Below are 16271 nucleotides of genomic sequence, written 5' to 3'. Positions count from 1 at the left end.
TGCCTGGCGGGCGTCAGCCGGTGCGGGCCGGGAGCGGGGGTGCGGCGGTCAGGGCCGGGGCGACGACGTCCGCGGCGACGGCGTCCGCGTTCTGGACGAAGTCCGTCCAGAAGCCGGGCCTGCTGCTGCCGCCCTGCATGAACCAGCGGGTGTGCTCGGTGGGGATGCCGAGGACGTACAGGCCGCGGTCGGGCCGGCCGGCACGGTCCACGGGGTGGAAGGGGGCGCCGGTCACGGCGACGCCGCCGGTGTCGAAGCGGTCTCCGTCCGTGCCGTGGTTGACGTACGACGTCCAGATGCCCTGTTCGCGCAGACTGCGGGTGAGGGGGTGGGGGTCGAGACGCATGTCGGGAGTGGGGACGCGGGCGTCGATGACGGTGTCCACGAGGATTTCGGAGCCGCTCACGTAGGGCGAGTGGACGCTGAAGCGTCCGGAAGGGTGCGGGCGCAGGCGGGTGTCGGGGCCCACGACGCGCAGGACGCCGCAGCGCAGCAGGGCATCGGTCTGCCGCAGCCGCCTGCGCGGGGGCCCGGCGGCGAGGAAGGAGCTGCGCGGGACGTACCAGCCGAGGAACTCCTCGCGGTGCGAGACGGGGGTCAGGCCGGCGAAGTCGACGAGGGAGCGGATCACGGCGCGGGAGTCGCGGATGACGTCGAGGGCGGCCTTGAGCGGGTCGTCGACGTTGCCGGCGTCGGCATGCGCCAGGTCCTCGGCGAGCGCTTCGGTCAGCGCCCGGGTGAACTCCTCGGGTCCGGCGAAGTGCCGGCCGGCGAAGGGGCGGGCCTGGGCGTTCAGGTCGATGCGGGGCACGTCGCCGAGGCCGTGTCCGGCGGCGATCGCGGGGACGTCGGGGACGCCGCTCTCGGCGGCGGCGACCACCTCCGCCTCGAACGCGGCGGCTTTCCCCGGCTCTCCGCGGGCGGTCAGCGTCGTGGCGTAGTAGACGAGTTCGACCTCAGCGAGCAGCCATGGCAGTACGTCGTCGGCGAAGGAGAGCGCGCCGTGGCGGCCGCGGGCCAGGACCCGTTGGGTGGTGAACAGCACGTGGCGGTAGCGGTGGTCGTGGTGTTTCTGGTTGCGGCCGCGGCCCGGCAGGGGCATACCGCTGCGGGAGCCGGCCACGATGACGGGTTCGCCGCCGCTGGGCCGGTAGACGAGCCGGCCGCCGTCCTCGTCGTAGTGTCCTCCGCGGCCCTCGGTGAGCGCGGCCATCACGTCGTAGAAGGACAGGCCGAGTCCGAGGACGCCGACCGCCGACCCGGCGGGTATCTGGTCCAGGGGCATGTCTGCGGCGCTGTCGCCGGCGATGTGGCGCAGGCCGGGGTGGCGGGCGGCGTGAGCGGCGAGGCGGCGCTGGTTGCCGGTGAGTTCGGGCGTGGTGTGGCCGGTGGTCAGCACGACGCGGTCGACCGTGAGACCGGAACCGTCCCGAAGCGTGAGCCGGTATCCGTCGCCGGTGCGCTCGAGGGCGTCCACGGTCGCGTGGACGGGAATCAGCCGGACCTTTTCGGGAAGGTTCTTTTCGATCGCGTCGAGAAGAAAACGCATATAGCGTCCGTGGAGGGCGCGCGGCGCGTAACTGTTGGGCCCCGGGTATTCCGGGTCGACAGAACTCCACCACTGGGCGAGCGACGGGCCGGCGCCCGGTCTGGCGGGACCGTCGTCGGGTGGTCCGGAGAACGCGGAGACCTCGTCGGCGACCGTGTTCATCAGGAACCACCGTGGCTGGTCCGTGCGCCAGATGCGGCCGGTGCCGACCCGGTGGGAGTCGATGAGGTGGATCTCCACCACCTCGTGCACGGGCTCCTCGGCGAGGCGCGCCGCCATGCGTTCGAGGACGGACACCCCACGCGGACCGCTGCCGACTATGGCCACCTTCATGTGTACCCCTTCCGGGAATCGGATTTCCGTCCTTTGGCATTCCGAAGGTAGGAGTTCCGGCTTCCGGGTTCAACACTGATTCATTGATTCATTGCATGAGCGTTTCTCATGCAATTCACGAGCGGAAGGAAAGAGAAGGAAATGGACTGGGCTGGGACTCCGGAACAGGGCTCGGGCGAGCGCCCGGCGCTGCTCGTGCTGGACCTCATCAACGAGATCGTCCATCCGGACGGCAAGTACGCGGCCGACGGTTACGGCGCGCAGGCGCGTGAACGGGGCGTCCTGGCACGGGCCGCCGAAGCGATCCGCAGGGCCCGTTCCGCGCGGATACCGGTGATCTACGTCGTCGTCGGCTTCTCCCCCGGTCATCCGGAATGGCCTGCCGGTTCCCCGATCTTCGAGAAGGCGAAGGACGACGGCCGTCTGGTTCTCGGGACGTGGGCGACGCGGGTGCACGACGCGCTCGCACCCCGGCCGCAGGAACCGGTGGTCGTCAAGCACCGTGTCAGCCCGTTCCACGGCACGAACCTGGAGGTCCTGCTGCGCACGGCGGGCATCGACACGCTCCTGCTCACCGGCGTCTCCACGGAGCTGGTGGTGCTCACCACCGCCCAGGCCGCCCATGACCGGGACTACCGCGTGCGGGTCCTGGAGGACGCGACGCTCGCGGGCGACGCCGAGATCCACGAAGCCGCGCTGAAGATCCTGTCCCGGATCTCGACCGTCACCACCGTCGCCGAGGCGCTGCCCGCCGGGCCGGTCTCCGTCACCGCGCCGCAGGGCCCCCGGTCATGACGGCGCGAGCCGCGGCCCGCTTCCACGCGGTCGAGGAGTCGGCGACGTACGCGGTCTTCGACATGGTGGCGCGGATGCGGGCGCAGGGCCTGGAGGTGGTGGATCTGGGCGGCGGTGAGCCGGACTTCGACACCGCCGGCCACGTCGTGGACGAAGCGGTGGGCGCGCTGCGCGACGGCTTCACGCACTACACGCCGAGCCGCGGGCTGCCCGCGCTGCTGCGGGCGGTCTCCGCGAAGCTGGCCGAGGACAACGGGGTCGTTGCGGACGCGGCCACCGACATCGTCGTCACGCCGTCGGCGAAGCACGCCCTGTTCGCCGCGCTGGTGACGGTACTCGATCCCGGTGACGAGCTGCTCGTGCCGACGCCCAGCTGGGTCAGCTACACGGAGATGGCGCGGCTGATCGGCGCACGACCCGTGCAGGTCGCGCTCGACGGCGCGGACGGCTTCCGGATCACGGCGGAGCTGCTGAAGCGGCACGTCTCCCCGCGGACGAAGGCGCTGCTGATCAACTCGCCGAACAATCCCACGGGCCGGTCGCTGACCGTCGACGAGGCGGCCGCGATCGCCCGGTTCGCGCAGGAGCACGACGTCCTGCTGATCTCCGACGAGATCTACGAGAAGATCCTTTACGACGGCCGCCGCCACCTCAGCCTGGCCGCGCAGCCCGGCTGCGCCGAACGCACGATCACCGTGAACGGGTTCTCCAAGGGGTACGCGATGACCGGCTGGCGCCTGGGATACGCGGCCGGGCCCACCGATCTGATGGCGCAGTTGCTGAAGGTGCAGCAGCACACGGTGGGCTGCACGGCGTCGTTCGTGCAACGGGGCGGGATCGCGGCGTTGACCGGCCCGCAGGAGCCGGTCGAGTGGATGACCGCCCAGTACGCGGCGCGCCGGGATCTTGTCGTGCGGGGGCTGAACTCGCTGCCCGGGGTGTCCTGTTCGCCACCCGACGGGGCCTTCTACGCCTTCGCCGACGTGCGCGGCACGGGGTTCGCGGACTCGGCGTCGTTCGCGCGGTGGCTGCTGCGGGAGGCCGCGGTGGCGGTGATGCCCGGTTCGGCGTTCGGGGCGGGCGGCGAGGGCTTCGTCCGGCTGTCGTTCGCGACGTCGCCGCAGGTGCTGCGGACGGCGCTGGACCGCATGGCGCGGGCACTGGCCGCGCGGAGCTGACGCTCCGCGCGCGGACCGCGGGTCACGTGGTGGGGGCCGGGGGGGGGCGGCCGGCGGCCCCCCCCCCCCCGCCCAGGGCCAGCACGGTGCCCGTGGCGAAGGCCGCCGCCGCGATGCCCGCCGAGAGCCGCAGTCCCGAGGTGAAGTCGCCGGCCGCGGCGGCAAGGGTACCGAACAGGGCGACACCGACGGCGCTGCCGACCTGCCGGGCGACGTTGAAGACGGCGGATGCGATGCCCGCGCCGGAGGCGGGGGCGCTCTCGATGATGGCGGCGGTGGCGGCGAGGGCGGTCATGGTCTGGCCCAGCCCGGTGGCGATCAGGGCGAACAGCAGGACGGGATAGGGGGTGTCCGGCCGGGCGGTCAGCCAGCCGAGGAAGCCCACGGTGCCCAGGGCGAGGCCCCCGGCCATCGGGACGTAGGGGCCGGTGCGGGCGGCCAGGCGGCTGAAGAGCGGGGCCGCGACGAGCCCCATGCATACCGACGGCAGCAGGGCCAGGCCGGTGGCCAGGACCGTGAAGCCGCGCTCCTGCTGGAAGTAGAGGGTCGTCAGGAAGAGCATGCCGTAGTAGCCGAGGCTGATCAGTAGGCCGATCGCGGCGGTCGCGGTGAACGCGCCCGAGCGGAACAGGGACGGCGGCAGCAGTGGCGCACGGCGGCCGCGTCCGGCCCGTTCGCGTGCTTCCAGGGTGCGTTCGACCAGCGCGAAGGCGGTCAGGCAGGCCGCGCTCGTCCCGAACGCCGCGAGGACCAGCGGGGAGGTCCAGCCGTGTGAGCCGGCCTCGTTGAGGCCGCCGGCCAGGGCGACGAGGCCGACGATGCCGAGCACCTGGCCGGCCGGGTCCATGCGGCGGACGGGCGTCTTGCGGGCGGTGGCCGGGACATGGCGGAGGGTCAGGGCGACGGCGAGCGCGGCGACCGGCAGGTTCAGCCAGAACACGGAGCGCCAGTCGAGCCCGGAGACGAGAAGGCCGCCCACCGCGGGCCCGGCGCCGAACGCGATCGACGCGACGGCTCCCCACACGGCGATGGCCCGGGCCCGCACCGCGCGGTCGGGGTAGGTGGCCTGGAGCAGCGCGAGCGAGGCGGGCACGAGCAGGGCGGCGCCGGCACCCTGGGCGAGGCGTCCGGCGATCAGGGTGCCGGAGCCGCCGGCCAGGCCGCAGACCAGGGAGGCCGCGGTGAAGACGCCGAGCCCGGTGAGGAACATGCGACGGTGGCCGAGCCGGTCGGCGAGCCCGCCGCCCAGGAGCAGCAGCCCGGCGAAGACGGTGCTGTAGCCGTCGACGATCCACTGGAGGGCCGAGGGCCCGGTGTCGAGGGCGGTGCGGATCTCGGGGACGGCGACGTTGACGACGGTGACGTCCAGCATCACCAGGAAGTAGCCGAGGCTGAGGGCGATCAGCGGGGGCAGGAAGAGGGCGGGCCGGCCGGCCGGGGCGGGCGAGGAGACGGCAGCGGCGGGCGGTGCGACGGCCCGCCCGTCTTCGGGGGTGAGGTCGGTGGTGGTCATGGCACCAGCTTCGACGCCGGACACTTCGCCACAGGACGAAGTGTCGTTGTCGTACGGTGGTGTCATGTCGAACACCAGCCGTACCACGGGGACGTCCGCCCGGGGCGCGGGCGCGTCACGGCGCCCGGGCCCCGCATCCGATGAACACCCCGGTGCGCCGCTCAAGCACCAGACCGACATCGCCCGCGCCGCGGCCCTCATCGCCGATCCCTCGCGCGCCCGCATCCTGAAGTGCCTGGCCGACGGCCGCGCCCTGCCGGCGAGCGCGTTGGCCGGTGAGGCGGGGATCACCGCCGCCACGGCCAGCGCGCACCTCGCCAAGCTGGTCGAGGGAGAGTTCGTCACCGTCGAGGCACGGGGCCGGCACCGCTACTACCGACTGTTCGGGCCGGACGTGAGCGCCGCGCTGGAGGCCCTCGCCCTGATCGCCCCGCCGCTGGCCATCACGTCCCTGAAGCAGAGCAGTCGCACCAACGCCCTGCACCGCTCCCGCACCTGCTACGACCATCTGGCCGGACGGCTGGGCGTCGCCCTGATGCAGTCGCTGCTCGACCTCGGGGTGCTCACCGGCCACGACGGCATCCACCGGCCCGCCGAGGCCGTACGGGACCGGCCGTCGTCGTACGGCCGCGACATCGTCTACGAACTCTCCGACGAGGGCCCGTCGATCCTCGCCGAACTGGGCGTGGACACACGCCGGTTGCCACCGCGCCGGCCTGCGGTCCGCTACTGCGTCGACTGGAGCGAGCACCAGCACCACCTCGCGGGCGGGCTCGGCGCGGCCCTCACGGCGCGTCTGTTCGACCTCGGCTGGGTGCGCTGGGGCGCCGCGCCGCGCGTGGTGCACCTGACGGACGAGGGCGCCGTCGGCCTGGAGCGGACTCTGGGGCTCGTGGTCGGGTGAGCGGGCCCGGCCTCCACTTCGGTGGAGGCGCCGTACGACATCGGCGGACGCGGTGGACAGAGCCTCCTCCGAAGGCCGATGTGCGACTGCGGCGCGGCGGCGAGGCTCGGGGTATGGAACCCATCTACGAACTGTCCGGGCCCGAGCGCGAGCAACTGACCGCGCTGCTGCGCTCCGTGGCCAAGAACCCGTACGAGGACTACGAGGGCTTCTCGCGTGCCGTCGGCGACCTGATCGCACGGGGCGAGGTGCCCGCCTTCTTCGCCGACGTCTGTGCCCGCATCCTCCACGACCGGACGACGGGCGCCTCCGACGCGCACGTGCTGCGCAACTGCCCGCTGGACGAGGACATCCCGCTGCTGGACCTGGACGACCCGGTCGCGGACAAGCACGCGCGGAAGAACACGTTCATCGGCGAGGCGTTCCTGGAGCTCTTCGCCCAGCTGGTCAGGACTCCGCTGCTGTCCTACGCCACCCGTTTCAACGGGGACTTCTTCACCGACGTCATCGCCATCAACCGCTACAGCGGGATGCAGACGGGATTCAGCGACAGCGAACTCGTCTACCACAACGACCGCACGGCCCATCCCGTTCGGGCGGACTTCATCTCGCTGCTCGGCATGTACTGCCCCGAAGGCGAGTTCGTCTACACCGGGTTCGTCGACGGTCGTGACCTGCTCGCGCATCTGACGGACGAGGAACAGCGACAGCTCAGGACGGCCCAGTTCGTCACGCCGTTCGACGTGTTCTCGCGGGACAACAACAAGGAACTGACCGTCTCCGAGATCCACCCGATCCTGGAGAACCACCACAGCTTCCGCTACCTGGACACGTGCACGACGACTGCGCCGGACGCTCCCGAGTCCGCGAAGGACGCGCTGCTGGCGCTCAAGGACGCGCTGGTGCGCGCGGACAAGACCCGTCACCGCATCCGCACCGGTGACCTGTTCGTCTTCGCCAACCAGGACGGGCTGCACAGCCGCGACAAGATGGAGATCAACGATGCGGCGCGGGCGCGGCAGCGCTGGCTGTTGAAGACGTACGCCTTCCGCGACGAGGCCGCCGCCGAGCGGCACGCGGACCGCTGGCTGGACGGGGTGCGCGGACGCGTGGGCGACTGACGTCCCGGGCGCGCCGGTCCATGTCCGCGCCGTCACGACCAGGGTGGGCGGTCCTCGTCGAGCGCTTGGCGCATCAGCAGGACCGCCTCCAGGCGGTTGCGCACGGAGAGTTTCGTCAGCGCGTGCGACACATGGCTCTTGACGGTCGCCGGCGTGACGTTCAGCCGCCGGGCCGCCTCGCGTGTGGACATGCCCTCCGCGAGCACCGTGAGCACCTCGCGCTCACGTTCGGTCAGGGAGCGCAGGCGCAGGCCGACCGAGCGGTCGCCGCGCGGGCGCGCGGGAGCGGTCGTGGTCGCGCGACCCGCCGGCCGGCACAAACCCACCAACTCCGGCGACACCACGACGTATCCGACGGCCACCGCCCGCACGGCGGCCGCCAGCCGTCCGATCGCGGCGTCCTTGACCAGTACCGCCGCGCAGCCCGCGGCCAGCGCGTCCCCGACGGTGCGCGCCGTCCACCGCGTGTCGAGGAGCACGACGCGCACCCCCTTGTGCACCAGGTCCGGCACGAGGGAGGCCGGCCGGGGCCGGAAGGCGTCGGCGAGCACGACGACGTCCACTCCGTCCAAGGGCCAGCGATGCAGTGGCCGGCCGCAGTCGGCGGTGCCCAGCACCCTGATCCGGTCGGCTCCGTCCAAGGCCCCCGCCAGGACGTGCCGGGACACCGGATCGGTGTCGGCGAGCAGGACGCTGACGTCGGCGGCCTCCGGCTCGTACAGCAGGCCGCGGCCGTTCTCATTGCCGCGCACGGTCATCTCCACGCGCTGTCTCCTTTCTCACTGGACAGCCTGCGCCACGCACAGGCGGACCGGGGCCGGCGTGCGGCGGGCCCCGGTCCGTGCGTCGCTCAGGCGGCGGCCGGCTGCCGTGTCGTCAGTTCGCGGGCCAGTCGGGCCTTGACGACGGAGATGTCCTCGCAGTCGCCGCCGGTGCGCTCGGCGATGTGCGTCCGGTAGAGCCCGGCCAGGTCCTCCTCGCTCACGGCGATCCCGAGCTCGTCGAGGATGTGCCGCAGCACGGCCCGGCCCGAGTGCCGTCCGATCAGCAGGGACCGCTCACGGCCGAAGCGGGCGGGCTCCACGTACTCGTACGTCGCCGGGTTGCGCAGCATGCCCTGCTGGTGGATGCCGGCCGCCGTACCGAAGGCGTAGGTGCCGAATATCGCCTTGTTGCGGGGCTCCTCCAGTCCGATCGCCGCGCGCAGCGCGGTGTAGGCCTCGTACATCCCGGCCACGTCGATGTCGGTGTGCAGGCCGAGCAGAACGCCCTTGTAGGTCAGCAGCGCGGCCACTTCCTCGAGCGGGGTGTTGCCCGCGCGTTCACCGACGCCACCGAGCGTGACCTGCACCTCGTCGGCGCCGGCAGCCAGGCCCGCGACGGCGTTGGCGAGGGAGAGCCCGAAGTCGTCGTGGCAGTGGGTGGCGACGCGAACCCCGTCAGGGAGCCAGGAGCGGAACTCGGTGATCAGCGCCCCGTACTCCTGGGGGAGGTGGCATCCGGAGGTATCGGCGACGGCGAAGCACACGGCCCCCGCCTCGACGGCGCCCAGGGCGATGGCGCGCAGCAGGTCCCGTTCGCCACGGCTGGCGTCCTCGATGCCGACGGACACCTCCTCGACGCCGAGGGCGTAGGCATGGGCGACGGTGTCGGCGACCTCGTGGACGGCCTGGTCACGGCTGATGCCGCGTTTGTGGGCGAGGTGCAGGTCGCTGCCCGTGGCCATGACCTGCACCTGGTGGCGCTCGGTGCCGCCCGCCTCCACGGCCGTGTCCACGTCGGACCGTACGGCCCGGCAGAACGTGGTGAAACGCGCGGAGGTCAGGTTCCCGGAAATGAGCCGGGTGGCCTGGAACTCGCTGGGCGAGGAGGCGGGGAACCCGGATTCGATGTAATCCACACCGAGCGCTTCTATGCGCAGCGCTATTTCGAGTTTCTGACGTGGGGTCATCGCGTTTCCGGGTGCCTGCTCACCGTCGCGGAGGGTGGTGTCGAAAATAGACACCCGGCGTGATTCCCTTTTCACTGACATCGTGTCCTCTTCCTCGGCCGATGCTGCTCGCGCAGCGCAACACCGGTGAGGCTAGGCGGATTCGGTGCCGTTGAGGGCCGGTTGGGCTGGCCTCTGGGGGCCATGACCCGTATGAGTCGTGCAGCCGCCGGGAATCACCAAAGCGGTGGGCCATGGCCGGTTCGGGCCACGTCACTTCTGGGTCAGCTCCACCGCTTGCCGGGGGGTGGAGGTGGAATGCGAAAGTTTTGGCGAAGGCGCCGCAACGCGTCCGGACTTCTCGAACGAAGGGGCATCCCTGATGCGTCATTCCATGGCCGAACCGACTGCCTTTGCCATCCGTTGCCTCAGCGGCGACGATCTGATCTGGGGTTGAGGAGCGGCCCGCGGGTGAGGGTCTATCCCCACAGCGCAGGGGAGGGCGGGACCAACATCCCGCCCTCCCCTTGCAGTGTCGGAGCACCCGCTCCGGAGGCGTCCAGCCACCGCGGCAGGGTGACGTGGTCGGCGCCCGGCGCCGCGTGCAGCGCGGGCGCGCAGGACAGAGCGGTCGCCGGGGGCGAATCCAGCAGCACCGCAAGGCCCCGCTGCCCGGCCTGTTCCATGATTCCCAGGGCCGCCGTCAGGCCGCCCACGGCGTCGAGTGAGAGGTTGATGCCGTCGTAGCGGTCCCCGAGGCGCCCCAGGTCGGTGCTCTGCTCGTAGGTCAGGTCCGCGATGATCGGGAAGGGGCGCGGCAGTGCGGCGAGAGCCGCGGACCGGGCCTGCGGCAGCGGCTGTTCGAGCATGCGTACGCCATGGGCGTGGAGGATCGGCAACATCACGTGGAGCCGGTCGGCGTCCCAGGCCCCGTCGGCGTCGACCATCAGCCAGGCGTCGGGCCGCAGCCGGCGTACGGCCGTCAGCCGGGCGAGGTCGTCGTCGAGGCCGCCCGCGCCGAGCTTGAGCTTGAGGGAGGCGAAGTCCTCACCGTCCGTCAGCTCCTGCTCCAGCAGCTCGGTCGCCACCGGGGAAACCGTGCGGACGGCGGGCACCGGTCGTGGCGGAGGCATGCCCAGAAGCTCCCACGCGCGCTGTCCGCTGCGCTTGGCGAGCAAGTCCCATAGGGCGGAGTCCAGGGCGCTGCGCAGGGGGCCCGGCGACAGCAGTCCGGGCAGTTGAGCGGGGCTGATCATCCGCTCCAGGCCGTCCCTGACGGAGGCGAACTGGTGCCGCAGGACGTCCGGTGCGTGTGTGTCCAGCGCGGGCTGGAGGGCCGCCTCGCCTTGTCCGGTGCTGCCCGCGTTGCGCACCGTCACCCGCAGTACGGCCCACCCGCCCGCGCCCGGTTCGGCACCTGCGGGGGACAGCCTGGCGGGCAGGACGGCGCACCGGACCTGCATCGGGGTACCCGTAAGGGATCGGAGGAGTGCGGGGTTGAACACGAGGGCTCCTGACTCGCGGGCGTTCAGCCGAAACCCCATCGTGTGAGCGGCAGCGGTGGGCCGCCAGACAGCAGGCGCGGCACCCTGCGGCGTGGCCGGTAGCGGACAGGGCGACCCGGGCAGGATGCGGAGCCGCGCGGCGGGGCGCGGTGCGGCGCGGGCCGGGTGGAGGTCGCCTGATCGGTGCCGGTGAGTCGGCAACCGACGACAACACCGCCGGGGTCCCTCTCCGGGGCTGGGGGTGCCCCCTCCGGGGGAGCGTGCCACACTCCGCGTCTGCGCCGTGATCGACCGGACAGGCCCTAGTCGAGAAGTCCCGTCCTCGCGGCCGTGATCCCTGCCTGGAAGCGGCTCGCCACGCCGAGCTGGGCCATGAGGTCGGCCATCACGCGACGCAACGTCCTCACCGAGACGCCGAGTTCACGGGCGATGGATTCGTCCTTGCGTCCGGTGGACATCAGCCGCAGCACGCACAGCTGCTGGGAGGTGAGCCCGGATTCCTTGCCGGCGCCGGTGTCCTCCAGGGGCACCGAGGAGGCCCAGCACATCTCGAAGACCTTGACCAGCAGGGCGGTGACGGCCTCGCCGCGCAGCACCATCATGGCGTTGCCGGCGTTGGTGTGGAGCGCGGGCACCAGGGCCTGCACCCGGTCGACCAGGATGAAACGGAACGGCACGATGTTGGCGATCCGGACCTGGGCGCCCGCGGAGCTCAGTTCCTGCAGATGGTTCATCGAGTGGACGATGCGGGTCATCGGACGCAGGTGGATGCTGCGCATGGTCACACCGCGTTCCAGGACCTGCAGGTCGCGCCGCAACCCCTCGGCGAGCACCTCCGACGGCCGGACGGGACCGGGGTGCATGCTCAGGATTTCCGAGGTCGCGATGTCGGCGGTGTCGCCGAGCACTCGCGCGATCCGGTCGGCACCGGTGATCACTTCGTCACTGAGCGTGCCGCTGCGGGCGACGTGCAGCGGCAGGAACACGTCGCGCATCGCGTGGATCTGCTCGCGGGTGCGGCGGATCTGGTCGGTCAGGCGGGCGGTGGCCTCCTCCTCGGCGGTGAGCAGCCGCAGCAGCGCGGCCTCGGGGGCGGTGGCCTTGGCGGTCGGTTCGCCGTCGGACGATTCGACGAGCAGGCCCAGGCCGATCAGTTGGCGGCGGGCGTGCTCGATCTCGTCGACGGTGGTGTCGAGTTGCTCGCAGGCGCTGCGGACGGTCCAGTCGCTGCGGGCCGAGGCGTACTGGAAGAGTCTCAGGGCCTGCGGCCCGATGCTCGGTGCGCTCATGTCCGTCTGCTGCCTTCCTACAACGGGTGTACCGGGGCTGGGGATGCCGATGGCGGGTCGTCGTCTCTGCTCCTGGTCAACAAAAAACCCTCCCGAAGGTATGTTTTGCTCCCACGTCCCTCCCCGGGCGGCCCTCGGCCCCCGGGGAGGGAAAGACTCAGCTCACTTGCAGCAGCGCACTCCGCTCGAAGCGCGGACCCGTCCGGGTGCCGAGGAAGTGCCAGTCCTGCGCCGTGCCCCGGGCAGCGAGGACCGGGTCGTCGCCGACCACCACGGGATGGCCCACCAGGGACAGCAACGGCAGATCGCTTTCATGGTCGCCGTAGGCCCAGCAGTCCCGCGCACGGACGCCGAACCGGCGGATGAGGGCAGCCGCGGCGTCCTGCTTGGCCGCTCCGATCATCGGTCGGCGGACCTCACCGGTCAGCACCCCGGCGGCGTCGGCGAGTTGCTCGGTGGCCAGCACATGGCGCACGCCGAGGTCCTCGGCGACCGGCCGGGCCAGAGCCACCCCCGAGCCGGTCACGAGGACGACCTCGTCACCCTCGCCCTGGTGGCGGCGCAGGGCATCCAGGGACTCGGTCAGATAGGCGTGCGGACCGCTCCTGAACTGGGCGTACCACTGGCGGGCCGCCTCGTCGAACGACGAGCGGCGCGCTCCGGCGAAATGCGCGAAGTAGGCGCGGTTCAGCGTCTCCCGGTCGGCGCCGGAGGTGCGCAGGACGCCCGGCGCCCACCCCTCCCCCACGAGCCGCGCGGCAACATGCCAGAACTCGCGCAGGGTCTTGCCCGCGAGCAGGGTCTCGTCCACGTCGAAGAAGGCGATGCGCCGGGTCATCGAACCTCCTCCCCCGCTCGCGCCGCCAGCAGAGCGTCGGCGTAACCGGTCGCCGCCGCAGTGAAGTTGAGAGTGCCGTGGGTGCGTGCCGCGGTGATGTCGCGCCAGCGGCGCTGGAGTGCGTCGTCCTCCTCCAGTGCGCGCAGCCCCGCCGTGCGGAAGAGCTCGTCGACGGCCGTACCGCACAGCTCCACGGCCACGGTGACGTCCCGCTGGTTCTCGGCGACGAGAACGGGAGTCACGGGCGCGTGGTCGGCGCGCTGCGCGACCCGCTCGAGGAGCAGTCGCGCGGCCTGGATGTGAGCCGACGCCCTGGCCAGAACCAGCGGCTGTACGGCGGTGCCGCCGTCGGGGCGCGCTCGCCGGGTCTGCGTCTCCCACCAGGTGCGCAGCGCTCCCTCGGCGGCGCCGAGCACGGGCGCCGCGAAGATGAGGGCGGCCACCAGGGAGAACGGCACGGTGTGGCAGCGGGCGGCGTGCGGCTGAACGCGCCCGAGGTCGCTCAGCGTGAAGGTGAGGTGGTCGGGGACCAGGACGTCGCCCTCCACGGTGTTGCTGCCGGTGCCGCGCAGTCCCACAGGGCGCCAGGTGTGCAGCACCTTCATCTCCGAGCGCCGCACGGCGAAGATCCGGTGCTCCCGCGTCTCGCCCGCAGGGTCGCCGTGCTGCGCGGTCCAGGAGGCGAGCAGCATCCACTCTGCCTGGTCGACACCGCTGGCCGTGGCCCACCTGCCGGTCAGCCGCCAGCCGCCGTCCACCCGGACGGCGCTGCCTTGCGGCGGCACGACGGACGCGGCCACGCGCACGTCGGGACCCTCGCCCCAGATCTCGCGCTGTCCGGCCTCGGGGAGATAGCCGGCGAGCCTGCCGTGTGCCGCGTACAGCGCCGCGCACCAGGCGGTGGACGCGCAGGTCTCGGCCAACTCGGAGACTGCGTCCAGGAGTGCGGTGAAGGTGCCGGCGCCGCCGTTCCAGCGCTCGGGCACGAAGTGCCGGGCGAATCCGTTCGCCACCAGGGAGTCCGCCAGCCGGTCGGTGAGTCGGCACGTCTCGTCCAGGGCGATGCGGTCCTCGCGGGCGGTGACCAGCGTCTTGTCCAGGTCACTCAGCACGCGGCAGCACCAACCTCGGCAAGGAGGCTGTCGAGCGGGGAGGCGGCGGAGCGGGCGGCCAGCGCGGTGGCCAGGGTGCGCGTGCCCTGGCGGGCCGCGAGCAGGTATGCGCCGGCGCCCTCGGGGTCCGCGGTGATGGTGACGGGCTGCCCGAGTTCGCCGAACGAGAGGAACGACGCCTGCAGGGAGTCGATGGCCCAGGCGCCCGGGGTGTCCTGGGCGGCGCGGACGAGGACGGCCTGCCGGAACCCCTCGACGATCACCATGCCCGGGATGTGGTCACTGGCATGGTCGAAGAGTGCGGGGTGCCCCGTGTCCGGTCTGAGCTGCCATCCGGCCGACGCGTCACCCAGGCTCGCGAGCAGCACGGCGTCGTCGTGGTCGCGGCCGACGGCGGCCGGCGAAAGGGTCCGCGCCTCGACGGTGAGGTCGGTGACGTCGAACGGGGCCGCCGCGGCGGCGCTGCGGCTGCGCACGAGGGCGTACTGCGCAGGCGGGAGCGCGTCCCAGCGCATGCTCGCCCGGCCCACCGTGCGGCCGTCGATCAGGAGGTCTGCCTCGGATGTCAGACGGAAGCGTCGCGGGCTGCCGGGTACGCGGCGCACGGTGACGTGGAAGGAGACGTCGGCCCCGTCGCCGCTGTCGCGCAGCGGCGCGTCGAGGTGGAAGTCGAAGCCGTGCAGGACGAACATGTGGTCCGCCGGGACACCGTGGAAGCGGTGCGAGAGGCAGATCCCCGCCTGACGCATCGTCTCGACGACGACCAGGGAGTCCCGGGTCCCGTCGGCGGCGCGGTGGTGCAGGAGATGGTCGTGCGGCCAGCGCACAAGGACCGCGAAGCGATCCCCGCCCAGCGGACGAACGGCCGATAACAGGACTTCCCTGTCCGCGGCCTTGTGTACCAGAGCGCGCGGAACATGCGCATCGGCACAGTGCCTGGCGGTCGCGCCGCCGGGTGCTATGACGGTGTCATCCATGATTGCCCCCCTACAAAAGTGGCTGAACCGCAAAACAGTGACCTTGCGTGGTGGTTGGTCACCGGCTGCTCGGTAAAAAATATACCTGCGAGAAGGTATATTGCAACGGGGGGCTGGAGACGAGCCGTGAGCGGAGACATCATGGAACTGAAGAAGAGCCGGGCCACCTTCCCGGTACCCGAGCGCAGCGCGGGGAGCATCGCCCTTCATGGCCGCAGCCCGGAGTTGCAGCAGGAACGGGCCGCGCACACCCGCAAGCAGATCCTCGACGCTGCCGCGCAGCTCTTCGACGAGCGCGGGTACGGCAAGACGTCCGTCAAGGACGTCGCCGACCACGTGGGGATGACCAAGGGGGCGGTCTACTTCCACTACCCCACCAAGGAAGCGCTCACGATCGCGGTCGTCGAGGCGCACTACCACCGCTGGCCCGTGCTCCTCGAAGCCGCCCAGGCCAAGGGGCTCGGCCCGTTGGACACCGTGAGGGAACTGCTCGACCAGACCGCGGAGGCATTCCGGGACGACGTGGTCGTACAGGGCGGGGCGCGGCTGCAGATGGAGCAGCCCCTGCCGGAGGGCCTGTTGCCGCAGCCGTACGTCGGCTGGATCAGCCTGCTGACGGAGCTGCTGGTGGAGGCGGCGGAGGCCGGGGAGCTGCGCGAGGGGGTCTCGCCCTCCGCCGCGGCCTACACGCTGGTCTCCGCGTTCTTCGGCACCCAGCACATCTCCGCGCGGCTGAGCCGTCGCGCCGACCTCGTGCAGCGCTGGTCCGACGCCGGGGACCTGATTTTCTCAGCCTTGCGGCCGTAGGACCGGCCTGAACGGTGCGACCCCGAGCCGCCCCCGGGGATGCCACGGCTGCTCCCCCGGGGCCCATGGGGGTGTGCCGACTCGGGATCATCGCAGTCGAGGACGAACGCCCTGCGAACCATCAGCCGGTCCGGCGGCATGGTACGTGTCCACCGATCCAGCACGGGAGTCGGCACCGCACCCTCACATCACTCCGGATCGCGCGTCTCGGACAGCACTCGTTTCGACCACCTTCGAGCCCCTGAACCGCCCTTCCGTGAGCCGGCATGGTGTCCACACGCATAGCTGACCACCAAACTGTGTTGCCTCGCCACATGTGCCCCTGACATGCCTCTTCCTACGGTGTGCCGACACGTACCCGTCCCCACCGCACACGAGGAAGTGGCGCACATGGCCTCCGGAACCACCGCTCCCCCACCC

Annotated in this window: 14 protein-coding genes; 5 read left to right on the top strand and 9 right to left on the bottom strand. The window is 71.8% G+C overall.

The features are described from left to right. Positions 1–13 precede the first annotated feature (13 nt). Positions 14–1882 carry an FAD/NAD(P)-binding protein gene (locus tag V7E45_RS30105; protein WP_333777362.1) on the bottom strand — a complete coding sequence of 623 codons (1869 nt, stop codon included), beginning with the start codon at positions 1880–1882 and terminating at the stop codon, positions 14–16. Between the two features lie 141 nt (positions 1883–2023). Here V7E45_RS30105 and V7E45_RS30100 point away from each other — a divergent pair, with 141 nt between their 5' ends. Continuing rightward, positions 2024–2677 (top strand): cysteine hydrolase family protein, encoded by a 654-nt coding sequence (locus V7E45_RS30100; RefSeq protein WP_333777361.1) that lies wholly within the window; start codon positions 2024–2026, stop codon positions 2675–2677. Next, positions 2674–3855: a pyridoxal phosphate-dependent aminotransferase gene (locus V7E45_RS30095; RefSeq protein ID WP_333777360.1), complete on the top strand. Its 1182-nt coding sequence runs from the start codon at positions 2674–2676 to the stop codon at positions 3853–3855. The genes V7E45_RS30100 and V7E45_RS30095 overlap by 4 nt, the downstream gene beginning before the upstream one ends. A 22-nt stretch (positions 3856–3877) precedes the next feature. Here V7E45_RS30095 and V7E45_RS30090 read toward each other — a convergent pair whose 3' ends face one another. Continuing rightward, positions 3878–5368: an MFS transporter gene (locus V7E45_RS30090; protein ID WP_333777359.1), complete on the bottom strand. Its 1491-nt coding sequence runs from the start codon at positions 5366–5368 to the stop codon at positions 3878–3880. Positions 5369–5432: 64 nt separating this feature from the next. Between V7E45_RS30090 and V7E45_RS30085 the strand changes: the two genes are divergently transcribed. Then, positions 5433–6272 (top strand): ArsR/SmtB family transcription factor, encoded by an 840-nt coding sequence (locus V7E45_RS30085; protein ID WP_333777358.1) that lies wholly within the window; start codon positions 5433–5435, stop codon positions 6270–6272. 113 nt (positions 6273–6385) lie between these two features. Next, complete coding sequence (locus tag V7E45_RS30080) at positions 6386–7393, top strand: TauD/TfdA family dioxygenase (RefSeq protein WP_333777357.1); 1008 nt, start codon at positions 6386–6388, stop codon at positions 7391–7393. A gap of 32 nt (positions 7394–7425) precedes the next feature. Here V7E45_RS30080 and V7E45_RS30075 read toward each other — a convergent pair whose 3' ends face one another. The 7 genes from V7E45_RS30075 to V7E45_RS30045 form a co-directional block, all read right to left on the bottom strand. Then, positions 7426–8151, bottom strand: a complete 726-nt coding sequence (locus V7E45_RS30075; RefSeq protein WP_333777363.1) for a response regulator transcription factor — start codon at positions 8149–8151, stop codon at positions 7426–7428. A 92-nt stretch (positions 8152–8243) separates the two neighbouring features. Continuing rightward, positions 8244–9398: a LeuA family protein gene (locus tag V7E45_RS30070; RefSeq protein WP_333777356.1), complete on the bottom strand. Its 1155-nt coding sequence runs from the start codon at positions 9396–9398 to the stop codon at positions 8244–8246. 404 nt (positions 9399–9802) lie between these two features. After that, positions 9803–10786 (bottom strand): enolase C-terminal domain-like protein, encoded by a 984-nt coding sequence (locus V7E45_RS30065; RefSeq protein ID WP_333777355.1) that lies wholly within the window; start codon positions 10784–10786, stop codon positions 9803–9805. Positions 10787–11130: 344 nt separating this feature from the next. Continuing rightward, positions 11131–12117 (bottom strand): helix-turn-helix transcriptional regulator, encoded by a 987-nt coding sequence (locus V7E45_RS30060; RefSeq protein WP_319144756.1) that lies wholly within the window; start codon positions 12115–12117, stop codon positions 11131–11133. Positions 12118–12274: 157 nt separating this feature from the next. Further along, entirely contained in the window at positions 12275–12955 is a 681-nt protein-coding gene (locus V7E45_RS30055; protein WP_333777354.1) for an HAD family hydrolase, read from the bottom strand. Further along, positions 12952–14067, bottom strand: coding sequence for an oxidoreductase (locus V7E45_RS30050; RefSeq protein WP_333777353.1), 1116 nt, complete (start codon positions 14065–14067; stop codon positions 12952–12954). Before V7E45_RS30050 ends, V7E45_RS30055 begins: the two co-directional genes overlap by 4 nt. Then, positions 14061–15044 (bottom strand): ScbA/BarX family gamma-butyrolactone biosynthesis protein, encoded by a 984-nt coding sequence (locus tag V7E45_RS30045; protein WP_333777352.1) that lies wholly within the window; start codon positions 15042–15044, stop codon positions 14061–14063. Before V7E45_RS30045 ends, V7E45_RS30050 begins: the two co-directional genes overlap by 7 nt. 126 nt (positions 15045–15170) lie before the next feature. On the opposite strand from V7E45_RS30045, the gene V7E45_RS30040 reads away from it, so the two are divergent. Beyond that, positions 15171–15851 (top strand): ScbR family autoregulator-binding transcription factor, encoded by a 681-nt coding sequence (locus V7E45_RS30040; RefSeq protein WP_333777351.1) that lies wholly within the window; start codon positions 15171–15173, stop codon positions 15849–15851. Positions 15852–16271: the final 420 nt, after the last annotated feature.

It is taken from the genome of Streptomyces sp. IBSBF 3136, from assembly GCF_036815105.1.
In the GTDB taxonomy this organism is placed as follows: domain Bacteria; phylum Actinomycetota; class Actinomycetes; order Streptomycetales; family Streptomycetaceae; genus Streptomyces.
Note: the sequence above shows the minus strand (reverse complement) of the source record. Positions and strands in the feature narration are given on the sequence as shown.

Bases quoted from the DNA above. Each gene is read 5' to 3' on its own strand.
- V7E45_RS30075 (WP_333777363.1), bottom strand. From the start codon at position 8,151: ATGACCGTGCGCGGCAATGAGAACGGCCGCGGCCTGCTGTACGAGCCG.
- V7E45_RS30055 (WP_333777354.1), bottom strand. From the start codon at position 12,955: ATGACCCGGCGCATCGCCTTCTTCGACGTGGACGAGACCCTGCTCGCG.
- V7E45_RS30080 (WP_333777357.1), top strand. From the start codon at position 6,386: ATGGAACCCATCTACGAACTGTCCGGGCCCGAGCGCGAGCAACTGACC.
- V7E45_RS30085 (WP_333777358.1), top strand. From the start codon at position 5,433: ATGTCGAACACCAGCCGTACCACGGGGACGTCCGCCCGGGGCGCGGGC.
- V7E45_RS30090 (WP_333777359.1), bottom strand. From the start codon at position 5,368: ATGACCACCACCGACCTCACCCCCGAAGACGGGCGGGCCGTCGCACCG.
- V7E45_RS30100 (WP_333777361.1), top strand. From the start codon at position 2,024: ATGGACTGGGCTGGGACTCCGGAACAGGGCTCGGGCGAGCGCCCGGCG.
- V7E45_RS30105 (WP_333777362.1), bottom strand. From the start codon at position 1,882: ATGAAGGTGGCCATAGTCGGCAGCGGTCCGCGTGGGGTGTCCGTCCTC.
- V7E45_RS30065 (WP_333777355.1), bottom strand. From the start codon at position 10,786: ATGCAGGTCCGGTGCGCCGTCCTGCCCGCCAGGCTGTCCCCCGCAGGT.
- V7E45_RS30045 (WP_333777352.1), bottom strand. From the start codon at position 15,044: ATGGATGACACCGTCATAGCACCCGGCGGCGCGACCGCCAGGCACTGT.
- V7E45_RS30060 (WP_319144756.1), bottom strand. From the start codon at position 12,117: ATGAGCGCACCGAGCATCGGGCCGCAGGCCCTGAGACTCTTCCAGTAC.
- V7E45_RS30095 (WP_333777360.1), top strand. From the start codon at position 2,674: ATGACGGCGCGAGCCGCGGCCCGCTTCCACGCGGTCGAGGAGTCGGCG.